The organism is Gymnodinialimonas sp. 202GB13-11 (genome assembly GCF_040932485.1).
In the GTDB taxonomy this organism is placed as follows: domain Bacteria; phylum Pseudomonadota; class Alphaproteobacteria; order Rhodobacterales; family Rhodobacteraceae; genus Gymnodinialimonas; species Gymnodinialimonas hymeniacidonis.
Genome location: NZ_JBFRBH010000001.1, coordinates 2694963 through 2710487, shown reverse-complemented (window position 1 = coordinate 2710487; position 15525 = coordinate 2694963). Strand labels below are relative to the sequence as shown.

Sequence of the window (15525 nt, the reverse complement as noted above, 5' to 3'; positions counted from 1 at the left end):
GTTTGGGGAAAGCCTTTGACAGTCCTCTGACACTATGGCAGAGGACCGCATCCCGCGATACCGATTATGCAAGGGGGTGTCATGCCCAAAGAGGAATGGGGCGTTAAGCGCGTCTGCCCCACCACTGGAAAACGCTTCTACGATCTTGGCGCTGACCCGATCGTCAGCCCCTATACCGGCGAAGTTGTGATCCTTGAGACCGGCAAAGGCGGCGCGCAGAGCCTTGTCGCCGACAAATCCGCGACCAAAGCCAAGGAAGCGGAGACCGAGGAAGAAGATCTGGTCCTCGATGACGACCTCGATATCGAAGAAGATGCCGAGGCGGACATCGATGATGATGATGTGCTGGACGATGACGACGAAGATACCGTCGCCCTCGACGATCTGGCCGATGTTGCCGCCGAAGGCAGCGACGACGACTGATTAGGGATAAGGCCGGGGCACGGCAGGCCGGGGCGATTTTTTCGCTTGCACGGTCCGCCGCCCGGCCTTAAACCGCACCACCGATGGGGCCTTAGCTCAGCTGGGAGAGCGCCTGCATGGCATGCAGGAGGTCAGCGGTTCGATCCCGCTAGGCTCCACCAAGCGCTTTTCGCAAAGCAAAAAGCGCGTCGGCCGACAGGGGCTTTTCGAAGAAAAGCTCCCGAAAGGCCAAACAATTATCCCGCTTTTTATGGTTTGCACCACGGCTAACGCATGACCCTTGCGCCCTTGCGGGACGCTTGGGTCAGCGGTTCGATCCCGCTAGGCTCCACCAAGACCCGCTTCGCGGGTGGCGGCCGACAGGGGCTTTTCAAAGAAAGGCTCCCGAAAGGCCGAACCCCTCCAGATAGACAAAACCATTTGCTCCGGCTAACCCGGCTCCCATGCCTTTCTCAGCAAATCTCGGCTTTCTCTGGGCCGACCTGTCGCTCCCCGATGCCATCCGTGCCGCCAAGAAAGCGGGTTTCGACGCTGTTGAATGCCATTGGCCCTATGAAACTCCGGTAGCCGACATAGCCGCCGCGTTGCAAGAGACCGGCCTGCCCATGCTCGGGCTCAACACAATCCGCGGCGACACTGCCGCCGGTGAAAACGGCCTCTCCGCCTTGCCGGGCCGCGAGGTGGAGGCGCGTGCTGCGATTGATCAGGCCATCGACTACGCAAACGCAATCGGCGGACAGAATATCCACGTCATGGCCGGGTTCGCCCAAGGTTCAGAGGCGGACGCCACTTTCATTGACAATCTCACCTACGCTTGCGCGCAGGCCGCGCCCCATGGCCTTACGATCCTGATTGAGCCGCTCAATACATACGATGCGCCCGGCTACCACCTTCAGACCACACACAAGGCCCGTCAGATCATCGACGCTGTCGCGGCTCCAAACCTCAAGCTGATGTTTGATTGCTACCATTTGCAGATCATGCAGGGCGATCTGACACGGCTTCTAGCGGACTGCCTCCCGATTACCGGCCATATCCAGTTCGCCTCCGTCCCCGACCGTGGCGCGCCCGATCAGGGTGAGGTCAACTACTCGCACATCTTCCGGCATATTCGCGCACTTGGGTGGGAGGTTCCCCTTGGGGCGGAATACAAACCGAGTGGCCCGACCGAGGCGACGCTGGAATGGCTCAGCGACCCGACTTTCACAGAATAAGACGCCCGGGCCGTGAAGCACCGGGCGCCTGAGCGTCATGGAAAAGGGTTTATTGGGAAAGGCTTTGGGCCAGCCGCATCAATTGCACGGCCTCTTGCCGATAGCCGAACTCGTCTTCGCCGCGGTTCGCATTGGCGAGTGCGATGGCCTCGTCATAGCCCCAGTCGCCAAGGAACTCATTCCCGCGCAGAAGCTGGCCGAACCCCGCAATGGCGGCGGCGAATTGCGCCTCTTGCCCCGGCTCGGACGCGGCGGCGGGGATGGCGAAATCGACCAGCGTGCTCTCATCCTCGCCCGGTTCCTTCCAGCGGAGAGAGATGAAGCCGAGCTCATCGCCGAATTCCGTCTCTGCCCCATCGTCCGCCGCATAGCGCAGGGGTGCGACCAGCGTGGCGGGGGAGCCGACCGGCGTGACCTCGTAGATCGCTGTCACCGAATGGCCCGCGCCCAACTCTCCCGCATCGACGGCGTCGTTGGCAAAATCCTCACGGGCCAGACCGCGCGTCTCGTAGCCGATCAGTCGGTATTCGGCGATGACCTCCGGGTTGAACTCAACCTGAATCTTCAGGTCGTCGGCAATAGGGAACAGCGCCCCAGCCAGTTGATCCACCAGCACGCGCTGCGCCTCGTGCAGGGTGTCGATATAGGCCGCCGTGCCGTTCCCGTTCTGCGCCAGCGCCTGCATCGTGTCGTCCTGCAGATTGCCGCGCCCAAAGCCGAGGACGGACAGGTAGATGCCGGTTTCACGCTGCTCGCTGATGTAGTCCTCCAGCGCGTCCGGGTCGCTAATGCCGACGTTGAAATCGCCATCGGTGGCCAGCAAAACGCGGGACACTTCGCCATCCTCGGTCATCTCAGCCGCCAAGTCGTACGCTGCCTGCAAACCGCCCACACCATTGGTGCCACCCCCGGCCTGCAACGCGGTCAACGCGGCGGAAATCGTGGCTGTGTCGCTGGCCGCAGTCGGCGCCAGCGCCACACCGGCAGAGCCCGCATAGGTCACGATAGCGACCTGATCGTCGGGGTTCAGACGGTCAAGCATCAGGCGGAAGGACTGGATCAGCAGCGGCAGCTTGGTCGGGTCGTTCATTGAGCCCGACGTGTCGATCAAGAAAACAAGATTCAGTGGTGGACGATCCTCAATGGCGGGCAATTCACCCTGAATGCCGATATGAACCAATTGTGTGTCGGGGTTCCACGGGGTCTGGAAGACCTCCACCGTGGGTTGGAAGGGGCTGACATCATCTGCGTCCGGTGCGGGCAGGTCGTAGGGGAAATAGTTCATCATCTCCTCGATGCGGATGGCATCGGGGTTGGGCAATTGCCCCCGGTTCAGGGAGGAACGCAGCAGGGAATAAGCCGCGGTGTCGACGTCGCTTGAGAAGGTGGAGACCGGGTTTTCAGCCACAACCTGCACCGGGTTGTCATCAGCATTGGCGAATTCTTCGGTGTTCTGCGGTGCCGGAAGCGGGGCGACATCCTGGAAAATCCCGGTCGCAACGCGACCTTCCTGTTGAAGCGCCGCTGTATTTCCGGTGCCGAATTGTGTGATCGCGCCAGCGCCCGATTCCTCAAGCGAAAGCAAGCCGTCCAAAGCGCCAGTCGTTTCGCCTGTCGTGGCATTGTAGCCGTTGGGTGAAGCAATCCGTGGTCGCGCGATTTCTGGCGCGGCTTCCGTGTCCGCGATCTCTAAGCGAGGCTCAACCGCCGGTACAGGTTCAGGCGCGGGCGCACCCGCAGCGTCGCCATCCGAACTGACAGGGGCCAGAGCCACGTCATCCAAAATGGCTTCTTCTGCCTGTGCTGCCGGGACCGATCCTGTCTCCGCCTCGGACGGAGCCAGATCAACCTCGCTGATACCCGGCTCCGAGAGAGTCGTAGGCCCACGCAGAAGGTCTTGCCCGACGGGGCTAAGCGTCAGGACGCCGACGGCGACCAATGCGGTTGTGGCGGTCAATGCGCCAGTGGTGCGGGTCAAAAGCATATCAAAAGCTCCTTTGAAAAATCCCTTCTTCGGGGAAGGGTCAGAGCTTTGACGGGCCTGTTGCAGCGATCCTTGGGTGCGGGCGAAAATTTCCTGCGCTTGCGCCAGATTGGCTGCCTTGCGCGCGGCATCGGGCGGAGGCGTGGCGTCGGCCATCGCGCGTTTCAGATCGTTGAATTCATCGCGGGAGGTCATTGGCCCTCCTCCTCTAATACTCTCATCTCGCGCAGCTTTTTCTTCGCTTCGGCTACGCGCCAGCTGATCGTTCCCTCAGTGGTTCCAAGGATCTCAGCCGCCTCTGCATGGGTGACATCATCCAGCACCAGTGCCAGCGTGTCCCGTAAACTCGGGCTCAAACCCGCCATCGCGCGGTAGAGCCATTCAGTGCCTTCAGCCGCTTCCACCGCGCCCTTCTGGCGATCAATCTCCACATCCGCCCACCCATCGGTGGCCCGCGCATAGCTCGCCGCACGCCTGCGCCGGTCGGTCGCCGCGTTCATGGCGACGCGGTAAAGCCAGGTCGTGATCTTCGCATCTCCGCGATACCCGGCGAGCTTGGCGGGCAGGGCGAGGCAGATGTCCTGCGTCAGATCCTCCGCCTCGGCCTGTGCGCCGGTCAGCCGAAAGCAGAGCGCGAACAGACGGTCGTAGACCCGCCCAAGCAAAAGCTCGAACGCGGTCGCATCGCCGCCAGCCGCCGCAAGGGCCAGATCTTCGTCACTCACATCCATGCGCATCTCATACCCTATGACGCAGCACGCGGCTTGATCCTTGGGTTCAATTCAGAAAAAAACTATAAAACCGGGATATAGATAATTGAGACCCATGTTCTCAAAATAGCCTTGACGAGAGGCGGCACTCCGTCCCACACGAAGACACTGCCCCATTGGCTGAGTCTATTGCCGTGATTGGCCATGGTGCCGCAGTGCAGAATCCCGTTAGCCGGGGTACACGCGACGCGACTCAACGAAAGCCTAAAGCCCATGCAGATCTACCTACCCATCGCCGAGGTGAGCGTGAACGCTTTCCTTCTGCTGGGGCTGGGTGGGCTCGTCGGCATTCTGTCGGGCATGTTTGGCGTCGGCGGTGGGTTCCTGATGACCCCGCTTCTGTTTTTTATCGGCATTCCGCCCGCAGTGGCCGTGGCGACTGAGGCCAATCAGATCGTCGCGTCGTCGTTTTCGGGCGTGCTGGCCCATTTCAAACGAAAAACGGTGGACCTCAAAATGGGGGTCGTCTTGTTGATTGGCGGCCTTGTCGGGGCCGCGATCGGCGTGCAGGTGTTTGCGGCCCTGACTGCCATCGGGCAAGTCGATCTGCTGGTTAAGCTTTGCTACGTGGTGTTTCTGGGCATCATCGGCGGGCTGATGTTCTTTGAGAGCCTGAATGCCATCCGCAAAGCGCGCGCGCCGGGCGGTGAAGCGGCTGTGCCCAAGCGTCGCCAACGCGGCTGGATCGACGCGCTGCCTTTCAAAATGCGGTTCCGGACATCGGGCCTTTATATCTCCGTGATCCCGCCGCTTCTGGTCGGCCTGTTCGTCGGTGTCTTGGCAGCCATCATGGGTGTGGGTGGCGGTTTTATCATGGTGCCTGCCATGATCTATCTTCTTGGAATGCCGACGAAAGTTGTGGTCGGAACCTCACTGTTCCAGATCATCTTTGTAACCGGATTCGCCACTCTGATGCATGCGACCACGAACTTCACGGTCGATATGGTGCTGGCAGTTCTGTTGCTGGTCGGCGGCGTTATCGGCGCACAGATCGGCGCGCGGATCGGGACACGGTTGAAGGCGGAACAGCTGCGTATTCTGCTCGCGATCATGGTGCTTGCGGTGTGTGGAAAGCTCGCGTTCGATCTGCTGGTCATGCCCTCTGAGCTCTACTCGATTGGCGCGGGAGCGGCCCATTGAGACGCGCTGTTCAAACCCTCCTCGGGCTTGCAGCCCTCCTCGCAGTTTGCCTGCCCTTGCGCGCTGAAACGGTTGTGGCGGGCCTCAGCCGGGATGCGATCAACATCACCGCGAATTTCGTTGGCTCCGAGATCTTGATCTTCGGAGCCGTCGAGCGCGATGCCCCCTCGCCCGAGGGCGACCTTGAGGTCATCATCACGATTGAAGGTCCAAGCGAACCTGTGGCCGTTCGGCGCAAGGACAGACGCTTTGGGATTTGGGTGAATGCGGCCTCAATCGAGGTGGACGAAGCCCCCTCTTTCTACGCCGTGGCCACAACGGGAACGATGGCAGACGCGTTAAGTCAGGTGGAAGACCTGCGCCACCATGTTTCGATCTCGCGCGCGATTCGGGCGGTTGGCACCGGCGTAGAGCACCCTGAGGAATTCACCAACGCTTTGATCCGTATACGAGAATCCGAGGATTTGTATCAGTCCATCGAAGGCGGCGTGACCCTCCGTAACGAAACATTGTTCGACACATCCATCCGTTTGCCTGCAAACCTTGTTGAAGGAGACTACCGTACACGCATATTCTTGACGCGTGGGGGCGAAGTCCTCGACGTGTATGAGCAGGATATTGCGGTGCGAAAAGTCGGCATAGAACGGTTTATCTACAATCTCGCCCACGAACGGCCGTTGGTGTACGGCATCCTTTCGCTCGCCATTGCCATTGCGGCTGGGTGGTTAGCCTCAGCCGTCTTCCGCTATATCCGGGCCTGAAGGCGGTGTCCGCCGCCGCCCAAGCTGTCGTTCGCCGGTTCTGGAAGGCGATGGCCAGCAATGACTTTCACGCGGCCAGCCTTTGTTTGACTGAGGATTTTCGTCTTCAATGGCCACAATCCGAAGAGATGATCGAAGGCCGCGAGAACTTTGCGGCGATCAACACGGCCTATCCGGCGAGTGGATTGTGGACCTTCGATTTGCGGCGGATCGTCGGGGAAGGGGATCAGATCGTCACAGAGGTCGGTGTCAGCGATGGTGAGATGCGGGCCACTGCGATCACCTTTCACACGGTGCGTGGCGATCTGATTGCGCTTCAGCGCGAGTTCTGGCCGGATCCTTTCGAGGCCCCGGATTGGCGACGGCAATGGGTGCGGATGCCGGGGGATTAGCCGCTGCTCAAGGTTGAGCAATAGGGTTAAGTGACCGAATTCATTGAAAGTATGAAAATTCTTTGGGAGGCTGGCTGATCCGGAGACTATCCGCGGCCGACATAGGGCATGTTGGTGGCCATCACAGTTTGGAAGAGGACATTGGCGCTGGGTGGCATGTTCGCCATGTGCAGGACCGAGCGGGCGACGTCTTCGACATCCATCATCGGCAAAAGTGGTTTGCCGTCAGCGAGGAGGCGGTCGTTGAGCTTTTCGACGAGATCCGTTTTGGCGTTGCCGATATCGATCTGGCAAGCGGCGATATTGAAGGGACGACCGTCGAGCGCAAGGGTCTTTGTCAGACCCGTCACGCCGTGTTTTGTTGTTGTATAACAGATGCTTCCTTCGCGTGGCGTGTGCGCCGAAAGCGAGCCGTTGTTGATGATGCGGCCGCCTTGGGGGGATTGGGTTCGCATGGCGGCAAAGGCTGCGCGGGCGGTGTTGAACATGCCGGTCAAGTTCACGGCGACGGAATTGTGCCAGTCGGTGGGGTCGATCTCGTCGATCGTGCCTTGGGGCGAAAAGATTCCTGCATTGTTGAAGACTGCATCGAGGCGGCCCCATTTCCCGACGAGCTGCGCAACCGCTTGTTCGACTTGACCTAAATCGGTCACGTCGCCGGGTAGAGCGAGGGCGTTTTCATGTTTTGCTGCCAGTTCCGCAAGCGGTTCGGCGCGGCGCGCGAGGAGGCCGACGTGCCATCCATCTTCGAGAAAAACGCGGGCTGTGGCGTGGCCGATGCCGCTGCTGGCGCCGGTAATGAGGATGGTTTTCATGGGTGCCTGATCCTGTAGTGAACCTGTAGTTCTTCTGTAGTTACACTTGTGGTGCGCCGTCGTCTTCAGCCTCCAGCGACAAGGGCGCAACCTTCACTTCCAGATCGTCGATGCCAAGCGCCTCGGTCGGGCGCGAGAGGCGGTAGCGCGTCACCCAGATCAGACGCTCTTCGGCGCGGGTGATGGCGACATAGGCGAGGCGCTTCCAGAGGGCCTGCCCCGCCTCCATCCGACCGGCGCGGGAGGCGGCGTAGAGGTCGGGGGCGAAGACCTGCACCTCGGGCCATTGCGAGCCCTGCGCCTTGTGGGTCGTGACAGCCGCACCGTGCAGGAAGGCCGCGCCCATGCGGGCGGCGTAGGGGATGAACGGCTCATCCTCATCGGGCTTTTCGATCTTCACGATGGAGGCGGCGGAGAAACGCGGGGTTTCGGCGCCGATGACATGCAGGCGCGAGAAACCGGGGCGGTTGCCGGGGCCGAGATAGATCACGGGCGCGCCTTTGATGAGGCCGCGCGCCTCAAGATCAATGCGCTTCTTGCGGTGCTTGAGGGGCAGTTCGATCCCGTCGCAGATCAGCGGCTCGCCCGGCAGAAGCTCATCATCCGCCGCACCATGGGCGGAGCGGAAGGCCGAGATCAGGCGAATGCGCGTGGCATTGCGCCAGACCAGAACCGGCGAGCGCGCCATCATGTCGGAATTCACCGCGCCTGCGACCTGCACGCGGTCATCGCGGGCGGCGGCCTCGGTGATCATGCGCTCGAAATCCGAGAATTCCAGGTCAGGGTCGCCAAGCGCATGGGCGAGATCAAGGATCGGGTTGTCGGCGTCTTGTCGGTGGACCCGGCCCAGATGCATCAGGTTGGGGCCTTTGAATTTGTCGAAGACCATCTCACCGGACTGACCGACTGGGGCAAGCTGCGCCGGGTCGCCGAAGAGGATCAGGACGGGGAAGATTTCCTTAAGATCCTGATATTGCTTGTCGTCCAGCATGGAGGATTCATCGACAAGGCCGATGTCGAGCGCATCTTCGCGGCGTTTCCAGCCGGTGATGAAATCGCTGCCCCTGAGGCCAGCGGAGGCGAGTGCGGCAGGGACGGATTTGGTGGCGTCATAGACCTCTTTCGCGCGATCCAGCGCGGCGTCGGTCAGCGCCTCGATCACCGGGCGCTCGCCTTGGCCGGCCATCCATTCGGCGACCTTCTCGAATTCCGGGTCGTAGACGGGCGTATAGAGGATGCGGTGGATCGTAGTCGCGGGCACGCCGCGATTGCGTAGAACGGAGGCGGCCTTGTTGGTCGGCGCGAGGACGGCGACGGTGCGGCGGTCTTTGCGGCGCTTGCCCTCCCAATCGCCGGAGATAAGGTCGACGCCTGAGCGTTGCAGGGCCTTGACGATTTCAGCGAGAAGAAGGGTTTTGCCGGATCCCGCTTTACCAGTGATGGCCAGCACCGCGCCCTTGCCATCGGCTGCGGGCGTGAGCGTTTCGTCGTCAATATCGACGCCCATATCGCGTAACACCTCAGCCACGCGGTCGTGGGCCATGGCCTGATCGTCGGAGAAGGTGGGGGCAGGGACGGCGTTCATGGCGCGACCCTAGCCCGCGCGGGAGGGGAGTGCGAGGCCTCGATCAGGGGAAACCGGCAGGGCCGGTATCAGTGCCGGTAACGAACGCGCAATCGCCGGGTTTGATCAGGCCGGGGACGTGGCGCGCGGCGATGAGGCCGGGGCGTTGGGCGTAGATCGCTTTGGGCACGCTTTGGAGGTCTTCGGGGTGGTAGATGTGGGCGAGGCGTTGATGTCGTTCGACCGTATCACCAAGCGAGACCTGCGGATCAAAGAGCCCGCGATGTTCAGCGAAGTGGAAGCCCGTGGGATCGGACAGGTCGAGGGCGCGAGACGGCGCGGGCGCGTAGTTGGTGCAGAAAATGCCATGGAAGGCGAGGACGCGGCGCAGGCCCTGATAGGCGATCTCGGCGCTTTGGGCGTTGGTTGTGCCGGCGCCGCCAAGTTCGGTGGTGACGAAGGTCTTGCCCGCCCGTTCGGCGGCGCCGTCTAGCATGCCGGTATCGTCAATCTCGCGCAGGCGGGCGGTATAGGGCGCGGAGAAGGCCCGGGCGGCTGTGGCGCAGCGGTGGTCTTGCTCCGCATCGTCGAGGATGTGGCTGATGGCCATGGGCAGGAAGTCGAGCGTTTTGCCCCCGGAATGGAAGTCGAGCACGAGATCGGCCTCGGGGATCAGGTGGTCGTTGATATGGGCTGCGATCTTTTGGGTGATCGTGCCGGACGGAGAGCCCGGGAAGGCACGGTTCATGTTGACGCTGTCGATGGGCGAATTGCGGGTGGCGGCCATGAAGGCGGGGTGATTGAGGGTCGGGATCAGGATCACGCGGCCCTGGATGTCGGAGGGTTCCGCAACACCCATGAAGCGGCGGATGGCGATGGGGCCCTCGTATTCATCGCCGTGGTTTGCGCCGGTGATAAGCGCGGTGGGGCCGGTGCCGTTGTTGATCACGCAGACGGGGATCATGACGTGCCCCCAGGCGCTGTCGTCGGCGGAATGGGGGATACGGATGTGGCCGAAGTGCTTGCCGGGTTGGTTGAGGGGGACGGTGAGGCTGGTCATTTCACGAAGACCTTACGCGGGAGGGTCGAGAGGCATTCATGCCCCGTCTCGGTGATGAGGATCGGTTCGGTAATTTCGATGCCGCCATCGGCGAGCCAGAGGGCGGGCATGAAGTGGAAGGTCATGCCGGGTTGGAGTGGCGTCGTGTCGCCGCGCCGGAAAGACATGGTGCGCTCGCCCCAGTCGGGCGGGTAGGAGAGGCCGATGGCGTAGCCGGTGCGGCTGTCTTTTTCGAAGCCTAGCCGGTTGAGGGTGCCGTTGAAGGCATTGGCCACGTCTTCGCAGGTGTTGCCGGGTTTGGCTTGGTCGAGGGCTTTGTGGGTGGCCTCGATGACCGCTTTTTCGGCCTCTTTGAAGTGCTGTGGCATGGAGCCTAGGAAAAGGGTGCGGGATTGCGGGCAGTGGTAGCGGCGGTAGACGCCAGCGATCTCAAAGAAGGTGGCCTCACCTGTCGCCATCGGCTTGTCGTCCCATGTGAGGTGGGGGGCAGTGGCGTCCATTCCGGAGGGTGTGAGGGGAACGATAGCGGGGTAGTCGCCCCAGGTCTCGTTGGTGCCTTTGACGGAGGTGGCGAGGATTTCGGCGACGAGGTGGTGCTTGGGCAGGCCCGGTTCGGCCACCTCGAGGATGCGGTTGTGCATGGCCTCCACGATCTTCGCGGCTTTGCGCATGCGGGTGATCTCGGCCTCGGACTTGATGGCGCGCTGCCAGTTCACGAGGCCGGTGGCGTCGATGAATTGGGTGTCGGGGAGGTGTTGCAGAAGCGTTTGGTGGGCGGCGGCGGAATAGTAGTAATTGTCGAGCTCCACGCCGATGCGGGTGCCGGACCCGCCGCGCTGGCGGATCAGGTCGGCGAGGGTTTCGTGGGGGTGCTTTTCCGGGTTCTGAACGTAGGTGTCGTCGTAGCCGATGACGTGGTCGTCGGGCATGTAGACGGTGCGGAGTGCGCCGAGGCCGTCCATGGCGCGGCCCCACCAGAGCGGCAGGCCGGTCGAGGGCACGATGACCGCCTGATGGACGTAGAAGGACCAGCCGTCATAGCCGGTGAGCCAGGCTATGTTCGACGGGTCGGTGATGATGAGCCATTCGACCCGGGCCTCCTCCATCGCCGCACGGGTTTTGGCGAGGCGGGCGGCGTATTCCTCGGGCGTGAAATTGGGGACGCGGTCGGGCATGGCTGGGCTCTCCTGTTAGGCGGGAGGTTTGCCGAGGGATGTGATGGCGTCCAGCCCGTTTGCGACGGGTGTGTGGGTTTTCGTAAAAGAGGGGCGCTGCCCCCGTCGCGCTGTGTGCGCCTCCGCCGGTGTTTTTCTGGCAAGATGAAAAGGGGGCGAGCGGCTATTTCAGGCGTTTGAGGCGGCCTTTGTTTTTGACGATGTTTTTGTAATCCCACTGGATCTCGCGCGCGTCGGAGAGCCATTTTTCGAGGAGGTCATGGTCGATCTGGGCGGCGTCGGCGTAGCGTTTTTCGGCGGCTTTGAAGGTGCCGGAGGGGGCGAGGCCGGGAGTGGGGAAGGACTGGCCGGACCAGAAGAACAGCCGCATGCAGGATTTCAACTTGGAATAGCCGACAGTGGGATTGCCATCGAGGAACCAGACCGGGTGGGCGTGCCAGATCTTGGCCTCCGCCTCGGGCAAGGCTTGGGTGATGCTGGCGCGCAGCATGCCGGCGATGGCGCGATCTTCGGGCGCGAGGGTGGCGTGGAACGCGTCGATCGTGGCGGGTTTTGACAGGGGGCTCTCCCATATCTGCGACCCCTTCAGGGTTGCGCAAATCCTTGCTCCGGTCCAGCGTGAGGATATGTGAGCTTACCCGGAGGCCCTGCCCATGCTGACGAATGACCAACTCTCCAAGTGGGACCGCGATCACTTTTTCCATCCGTCGACGCATCTGGGCCAGCACGCGCGGGGCGAGGCGCCTGGACGCATTATTCAGAGTGCCGAAGGCTGCCATGTAACGGACCGCGACGGGAACCGTCTGCTGGATGCGTTTGCGGGATTGTATTGCGTGAACATCGGCTATGGGCGGCAGGAGGTGGCGGAGGCCATCGCGGATCAGGCGCGGGAGTTGGCCTATTATCACTCCTATGTCGGGCACGGCACGGAGGCCTCGGTCACGCTGTCCCGGATGATTGCGGAACGCGCGCCGGAGGGCATGAACCGAACCTATTTCGGGCAGGGTGGGTCGGACGCGAACGAGACCAACATCAAGCTGGTCTGGTATTACAACAACATCCTCGGCCGGCCTGAGAAGAAGAAGATCATCAGCCGGTGGCGCGGCTATCATGGCTCGGGCATTGTCAGCGGCTCGCTGACGGGGCTCAGCCTGTTTCACAAGAAATTCGATCTGCCGCTGGATACGGTGCGCCATACGACGGCACCTTACTATTTCCAGCGCGAGGATGAAGGGCAGAGCGAGGCCGAGTTTGTCGCCATGTGTGCCGCCGATCTGGAGGCGATGATCGAGGCCGAAGGCGCGGATACGATTGCGGCGTTCATTGCGGAACCTGTGATCGGGACGGGCGGGATTGTGCCGCCGCCGAAGGGGTATTGGGCGGCAATCCAGCCGATCCTGAAGAAGCATGACATCCTGCTGATCGTGGATGAGGTGATTACCGGGTTCGGGCGGTTGGGGTCGATGTTCGGCTCGCCCGTCTATGGGCTGGAGCCTGACATAATGACCATCGCCAAGGGGCTGACGAGTGCCTATGCGCCTTTGTCAGGGTCCATCGTGCATGATCGCGTGTTCGAGGTTCTGGCGCGCGGCACAGATGAGAACGGGCCGCTAGGCCATGGCTGGACCTATTCGGCGCATCCGATTGGTGCGGCGGCGGGGGTTGCGAACCTGACGCTGCTCGACAGCCTTGGGTTGGTTAGCAACGCTGCGGAGGTTGGGCCTTACCTGACGCAAGCCATGGCGGAGGCTGTGGGCGACATGCACCATGTGGGAGATGTGCGTGGTGTGGGCATGCTGACTGCGGTGGAGTTGGTCAGCGAACCGGGCACGCGCAAGGGCTTTGACCCGGCGGACAAGATCGTGCCGCAGATCGTGGCGGCGATGGGCCGGCGCGGTGTGATCGCGCGGGCGATGCCGCAGGCGGATATCATCGGCTTCGCGCCGCCCCTGTGCCTCAGCCGCGAAGAAGCGGATACGGTTGTATCGGTCACACACGACTCGATTGCGAACGTTCTGGGGTAAGGGGAATCCTTAACCCCGGCCCCCCTTTACGGCTGTGGCGTGATCCGGCTAGTCTGGCGTTAATTACAGGCAAAGCATTTCGGAACCGCGCAGTAGATGTCTGACACTCACGTCACTTGCCCAAATTGTGGGTACGGCTTTGACAACCTTCGCAAATCCACGCGGATGTTTGATTGTCCGTCCTGCGACACGACGCTGTTCCGCGAGGGGGCTGCGCTCAATCCCATCGGCAATAATGGCGAGATGCACGACTATCCGATGCTTCTGTCGGTGAACGACAGCGTCGAAATTGGCGGTCAGAAGTGCCTTGTTGTGGGCCATGCGCGGTATGATTACGGGCGCGGAACATGGGACGAATTCTGGGTTGAGAATAGCCAGGGCGCGGGGGCATGGGTGTCGATCGACGAGGGCGATGTGGCGGTGCAGTACCCGTTTCAGGGCAATGCCGGGCCGCGCCGGAGCGATCCGCCCGCTGTGGGGCAAACGGTCACTTACAACAGCCGCGACTATACCGTGACCGAAGGTGATACCGCCAAGTGTATCGCCGTGCGCGGGCAGTTCCCTGAGTTGATCCAGGTAGGGGATGAACACTACTTCATCAACGCCTCCGGGCCGTCCGGGCAGCTTCTGTCGGGTGAGTTCTGGGAAGGTGGGCATAGCTGGAGCGATGGAGAGTGGCTCGATCCTTTCACTTTGAAGATTGAGCGACTGGACGGGAGCCGGGTGGCATGAGCGCGGCGCATGGTCTGAGTTCGATCAACTGCACCTCCTGCGGGGCCGGTCTTTCGGTTCTGGGCGGCGGGCGCGTGCAATCCCATGTGTGCGGCTATTGTGGCGCGGTTCTGGACACGCAGGACAACTACAAGATCCTCGACAACATCGGGAAGCGCGATCATCCGGCGAGCCCGATCACCATCGGCATGACCCTGAAATACGAGGGCGTCGAATTCACCGTGATCGGCACGCTTGGCATCATGGAGCGCTATGGCGGGCGCACTTGGCGCTGGGTGGAGCATCAGGTGTTTTCCCCCACGCACGGCTATCTGTGGCTGAATGTCGAAAATGGACAGATTACGTTCACGCGCAAGGTGCGTGACTACAACATGGGCCATTGGCTGAGCCCTTCGACGGTGGAGCGTGCCGAGACGCCGCCGCGCCGGTCCTACAAGGGGCAGGTCTACAAGTATTACGAGACGTCGGTGACGCAGATCGAGTTCATGGAAGGTGAATTCAACTGGGTGCCGAAACTGGGTGAGAAGAAGCAGGTCGTCAGCCTGCTTGGCCCGGACGCGATGTTGGGTCTGGTCAAGTCGTCGCGGGAGCGCGAGGCGGAGCTGACCAAGTTGATGGATCGAGACGCGGTCGCCAAGGATATGGGCTTTGACGTGGGCGCCCTTGGCCCGGCGCAGAAACACCCGCTGCAGCCTTACAAAGCGATGGCCGAGGAAGGATTGCTGCGCAAGGTGCTGGCGTGGACGGCCATAGCCTCCATCGTGTTGGGGCTGCTGTTCATGATCATGGGCGGGCGAACTGTCCTGGATACGCCGCGGGCGACGCTGGCCGAATTGCCGGAGAGCTACAGCTTTGAGGTTACGAACCGCAGCCAGCTGTCGCGGGTGCGGTTGGAGAGCAACTTGCAAAACGCCTGGGGTGTCTTCGCAGTTGAAGTGCTGGGGCCCGATGGCAACCCGGTGGTCGCGGCGCAGCGGGCGATCTCCTATTATTCCGGTAGCTCGGGCGGCGAAAGCTGGTCGGAAGGCTCTCGCAATGCGTCCTTCCGGTTCCGGCCCGAAGCAACCGGCACCCACACGATCCGGCTGGAACGGGCCGAGGGGGGCAATGCAGCGGACAGCTTCTCTGTCTCCGTACGGGTGAGCCAGGGCAAGCCCACGGCATTTTGGATGTTCGTGCTGGCCGCGATTGCGGGGCTGGGATGGCTTTATGTTGCCGGACGGCGTGCCATGCACAATTCGGTGCGCTTCGCAGGTTCGGACTGGCATGATGAGGATTAAGCGATGACCCCGATCAGACTCATCATCATCGGTGGCGCGGTCATGGCGCTGATGGGTGCCAGTTACCTTTCTTACTATGGCGTCGGACGCGAAAGCCGCGATCTGGCGGCCTCAACGCAATCGATCCGCACCGGATCATCGGGCGGCGGAAGTGGCGGCTTTGCCTTCTTCGGTCGGATCAAATGAAGTGC

16 protein-coding genes and 1 tRNA gene are annotated in these 15525 nt (G+C 61.9%); 10 read left to right on the top strand and 7 right to left on the bottom strand.

Going from position 1 to position 15525, the window contains the following annotated elements; translation table 11 throughout:
* Positions 1 to 81: 81 nt before the first annotated feature.
* From V8J81_RS13675 to V8J81_RS13665, 3 genes are all read left to right on the top strand, one after another.
* On the top strand, positions 82 to 423 hold the full coding sequence (locus V8J81_RS13675) for a TIGR02300 family protein (protein ID WP_368476306.1): 342 nt from the start codon (positions 82 to 84) through the stop codon (positions 421 to 423).
* An 85-nt stretch (positions 424 to 508) separates the two neighbouring features.
* Positions 509 to 584, top strand: a tRNA-Ala gene (locus V8J81_RS13670).
* Positions 585 to 866: 282 nt separating this feature from the next.
* Complete coding sequence (locus V8J81_RS13665; protein WP_368476305.1) at positions 867 to 1637, top strand: hydroxypyruvate isomerase family protein; 771 nt, start codon at positions 867 to 869, stop codon at positions 1635 to 1637.
* A 49-nt stretch (positions 1638 to 1686) separates the two neighbouring features.
* Here the strand turns inward: V8J81_RS13665 and V8J81_RS13660 are convergent, their stop codons facing one another.
* Both V8J81_RS13660 and V8J81_RS13655 read right to left on the bottom strand, forming a co-directional pair.
* Positions 1687 to 3816: a vWA domain-containing protein gene (locus V8J81_RS13660; protein WP_368476304.1), complete on the bottom strand. Its 2130-nt coding sequence runs from the start codon at positions 3814 to 3816 to the stop codon at positions 1687 to 1689.
* Positions 3813 to 4352, bottom strand: coding sequence for an RNA polymerase sigma factor (locus tag V8J81_RS13655; protein WP_368476303.1), 540 nt, complete (start codon positions 4350 to 4352; stop codon positions 3813 to 3815). Before V8J81_RS13655 ends, V8J81_RS13660 begins: the two co-directional genes overlap by 4 nt.
* A 252-nt stretch (positions 4353 to 4604) precedes the next feature.
* Here V8J81_RS13655 and V8J81_RS13650 point away from each other — a divergent pair, with 252 nt between their 5' ends.
* From V8J81_RS13650 to V8J81_RS13640, 3 genes are read left to right on the top strand one after another with little or no spacing between them, the layout of a single operon-like run.
* The gene (locus V8J81_RS13650; protein WP_368476302.1) at positions 4605 to 5531 is read left to right on the top strand and encodes a sulfite exporter TauE/SafE family protein; all 927 of its coding nucleotides are present in this window, start codon (positions 4605 to 4607) and stop codon (positions 5529 to 5531) included.
* Positions 5528 to 6292 (top strand): TIGR02186 family protein, encoded by a 765-nt coding sequence (locus tag V8J81_RS13645; protein ID WP_368476301.1) that lies wholly within the window; start codon positions 5528 to 5530, stop codon positions 6290 to 6292. Before V8J81_RS13650 ends, V8J81_RS13645 begins: the two co-directional genes overlap by 4 nt.
* A complete protein-coding gene (locus tag V8J81_RS13640; protein WP_368476300.1) occupies positions 6253 to 6684 on the top strand; it encodes a nuclear transport factor 2 family protein in 432 nt (143 codons plus the stop codon). Before V8J81_RS13645 ends, V8J81_RS13640 begins: the two co-directional genes overlap by 40 nt.
* Positions 6685 to 6770: 86 nt before the next feature.
* Here the strand turns inward: V8J81_RS13640 and V8J81_RS13635 are convergent, their stop codons facing one another.
* From V8J81_RS13635 to V8J81_RS13615, 5 genes are all read right to left on the bottom strand, one after another.
* Entirely contained in the window at positions 6771 to 7499 is a 729-nt protein-coding gene (locus tag V8J81_RS13635; protein ID WP_368476299.1) for an SDR family oxidoreductase, read from the bottom strand.
* 40 nt (positions 7500 to 7539) lie between these two features.
* The gene (locus V8J81_RS13630) at positions 7540 to 9084 is read right to left on the bottom strand and encodes an ATP-dependent DNA helicase (protein WP_368476298.1); all 1545 of its coding nucleotides are present in this window, start codon (positions 9082 to 9084) and stop codon (positions 7540 to 7542) included.
* A gap of 43 nt (positions 9085 to 9127) precedes the next feature.
* Entirely contained in the window at positions 9128 to 10123 is a 996-nt protein-coding gene (doeB, locus tag V8J81_RS13625) for a N(2)-acetyl-L-2,4-diaminobutanoate deacetylase DoeB (protein WP_368476297.1), read from the bottom strand.
* Positions 10120 to 11298, bottom strand: coding sequence for an ectoine hydrolase DoeA (gene doeA, locus V8J81_RS13620; RefSeq protein ID WP_368476296.1), 1179 nt, complete (start codon positions 11296 to 11298; stop codon positions 10120 to 10122). Before doeA ends, doeB begins: the two co-directional genes overlap by 4 nt.
* Positions 11299 to 11461: 163 nt before the next feature.
* On the bottom strand, positions 11462 to 11839 hold the full coding sequence (locus tag V8J81_RS13615; RefSeq protein ID WP_439649924.1) for a DUF1801 domain-containing protein: 378 nt from the start codon (positions 11837 to 11839) through the stop codon (positions 11462 to 11464).
* A gap of 112 nt (positions 11840 to 11951) precedes the next feature.
* Between V8J81_RS13615 and V8J81_RS13610 the strand changes: the two genes are divergently transcribed.
* From V8J81_RS13610 to V8J81_RS13595, 4 genes are all read left to right on the top strand, one after another.
* Complete coding sequence (locus V8J81_RS13610) at positions 11952 to 13322, top strand: aspartate aminotransferase family protein (protein ID WP_368476294.1); 1371 nt, start codon at positions 11952 to 11954, stop codon at positions 13320 to 13322.
* A 96-nt stretch (positions 13323 to 13418) separates the two neighbouring features.
* Entirely contained in the window at positions 13419 to 14054 is a 636-nt protein-coding gene (locus V8J81_RS13605) for a DUF4178 domain-containing protein (RefSeq protein WP_368476293.1), read from the top strand.
* Positions 14051 to 15334 (top strand): DUF4178 domain-containing protein, encoded by a 1284-nt coding sequence (locus tag V8J81_RS13600; RefSeq protein WP_368476292.1) that lies wholly within the window; start codon positions 14051 to 14053, stop codon positions 15332 to 15334. The genes V8J81_RS13605 and V8J81_RS13600 overlap by 4 nt, the downstream gene beginning before the upstream one ends.
* A 3-nt stretch (positions 15335 to 15337) precedes the next feature.
* Complete coding sequence (locus tag V8J81_RS13595) at positions 15338 to 15520, top strand: hypothetical protein (protein ID WP_368476291.1); 183 nt, start codon at positions 15338 to 15340, stop codon at positions 15518 to 15520.
* Positions 15521 to 15525 lie beyond the last annotated feature (5 nt).

What these genes read in the sequence shown, in the direction of transcription:
- V8J81_RS13675 (WP_368476306.1), top strand. Translation starts at nt 82, where the DNA reads ATGCCCAAAGAGGAATGGGGCGTTAAGCGCGTCTGCCCCACCACTGGA.
- V8J81_RS13660 (WP_368476304.1), bottom strand. Translation starts at nt 3,816, where the DNA reads ATGACCTCCCGCGATGAATTCAACGATCTGAAACGCGCGATGGCCGAC.
- V8J81_RS13595 (WP_368476291.1), top strand. Translation starts at nt 15,338, where the DNA reads ATGACCCCGATCAGACTCATCATCATCGGTGGCGCGGTCATGGCGCTG.
- V8J81_RS13600 (WP_368476292.1), top strand. Translation starts at nt 14,051, where the DNA reads ATGAGCGCGGCGCATGGTCTGAGTTCGATCAACTGCACCTCCTGCGGG.
- V8J81_RS13665 (WP_368476305.1), top strand. Translation starts at nt 867, where the DNA reads ATGCCTTTCTCAGCAAATCTCGGCTTTCTCTGGGCCGACCTGTCGCTC.
- V8J81_RS13635 (WP_368476299.1), bottom strand. Translation starts at nt 7,499, where the DNA reads ATGAAAACCATCCTCATTACCGGCGCCAGCAGCGGCATCGGCCACGCC.
- V8J81_RS13610 (WP_368476294.1), top strand. Translation starts at nt 11,952, where the DNA reads ATGCTGACGAATGACCAACTCTCCAAGTGGGACCGCGATCACTTTTTC.
- V8J81_RS13655 (WP_368476303.1), bottom strand. Translation starts at nt 4,352, where the DNA reads ATGGATGTGAGTGACGAAGATCTGGCCCTTGCGGCGGCTGGCGGCGAT.
- V8J81_RS13630 (WP_368476298.1), bottom strand. Translation starts at nt 9,084, where the DNA reads ATGAACGCCGTCCCTGCCCCCACCTTCTCCGACGATCAGGCCATGGCC.
- V8J81_RS13650 (WP_368476302.1), top strand. Translation starts at nt 4,605, where the DNA reads ATGCAGATCTACCTACCCATCGCCGAGGTGAGCGTGAACGCTTTCCTT.
- doeA (WP_368476296.1), bottom strand. Translation starts at nt 11,298, where the DNA reads ATGCCCGACCGCGTCCCCAATTTCACGCCCGAGGAATACGCCGCCCGC.
- doeB (WP_368476297.1), bottom strand. Translation starts at nt 10,123, where the DNA reads ATGACCAGCCTCACCGTCCCCCTCAACCAACCCGGCAAGCACTTCGGC.
- V8J81_RS13605 (WP_368476293.1), top strand. Translation starts at nt 13,419, where the DNA reads ATGTCTGACACTCACGTCACTTGCCCAAATTGTGGGTACGGCTTTGAC.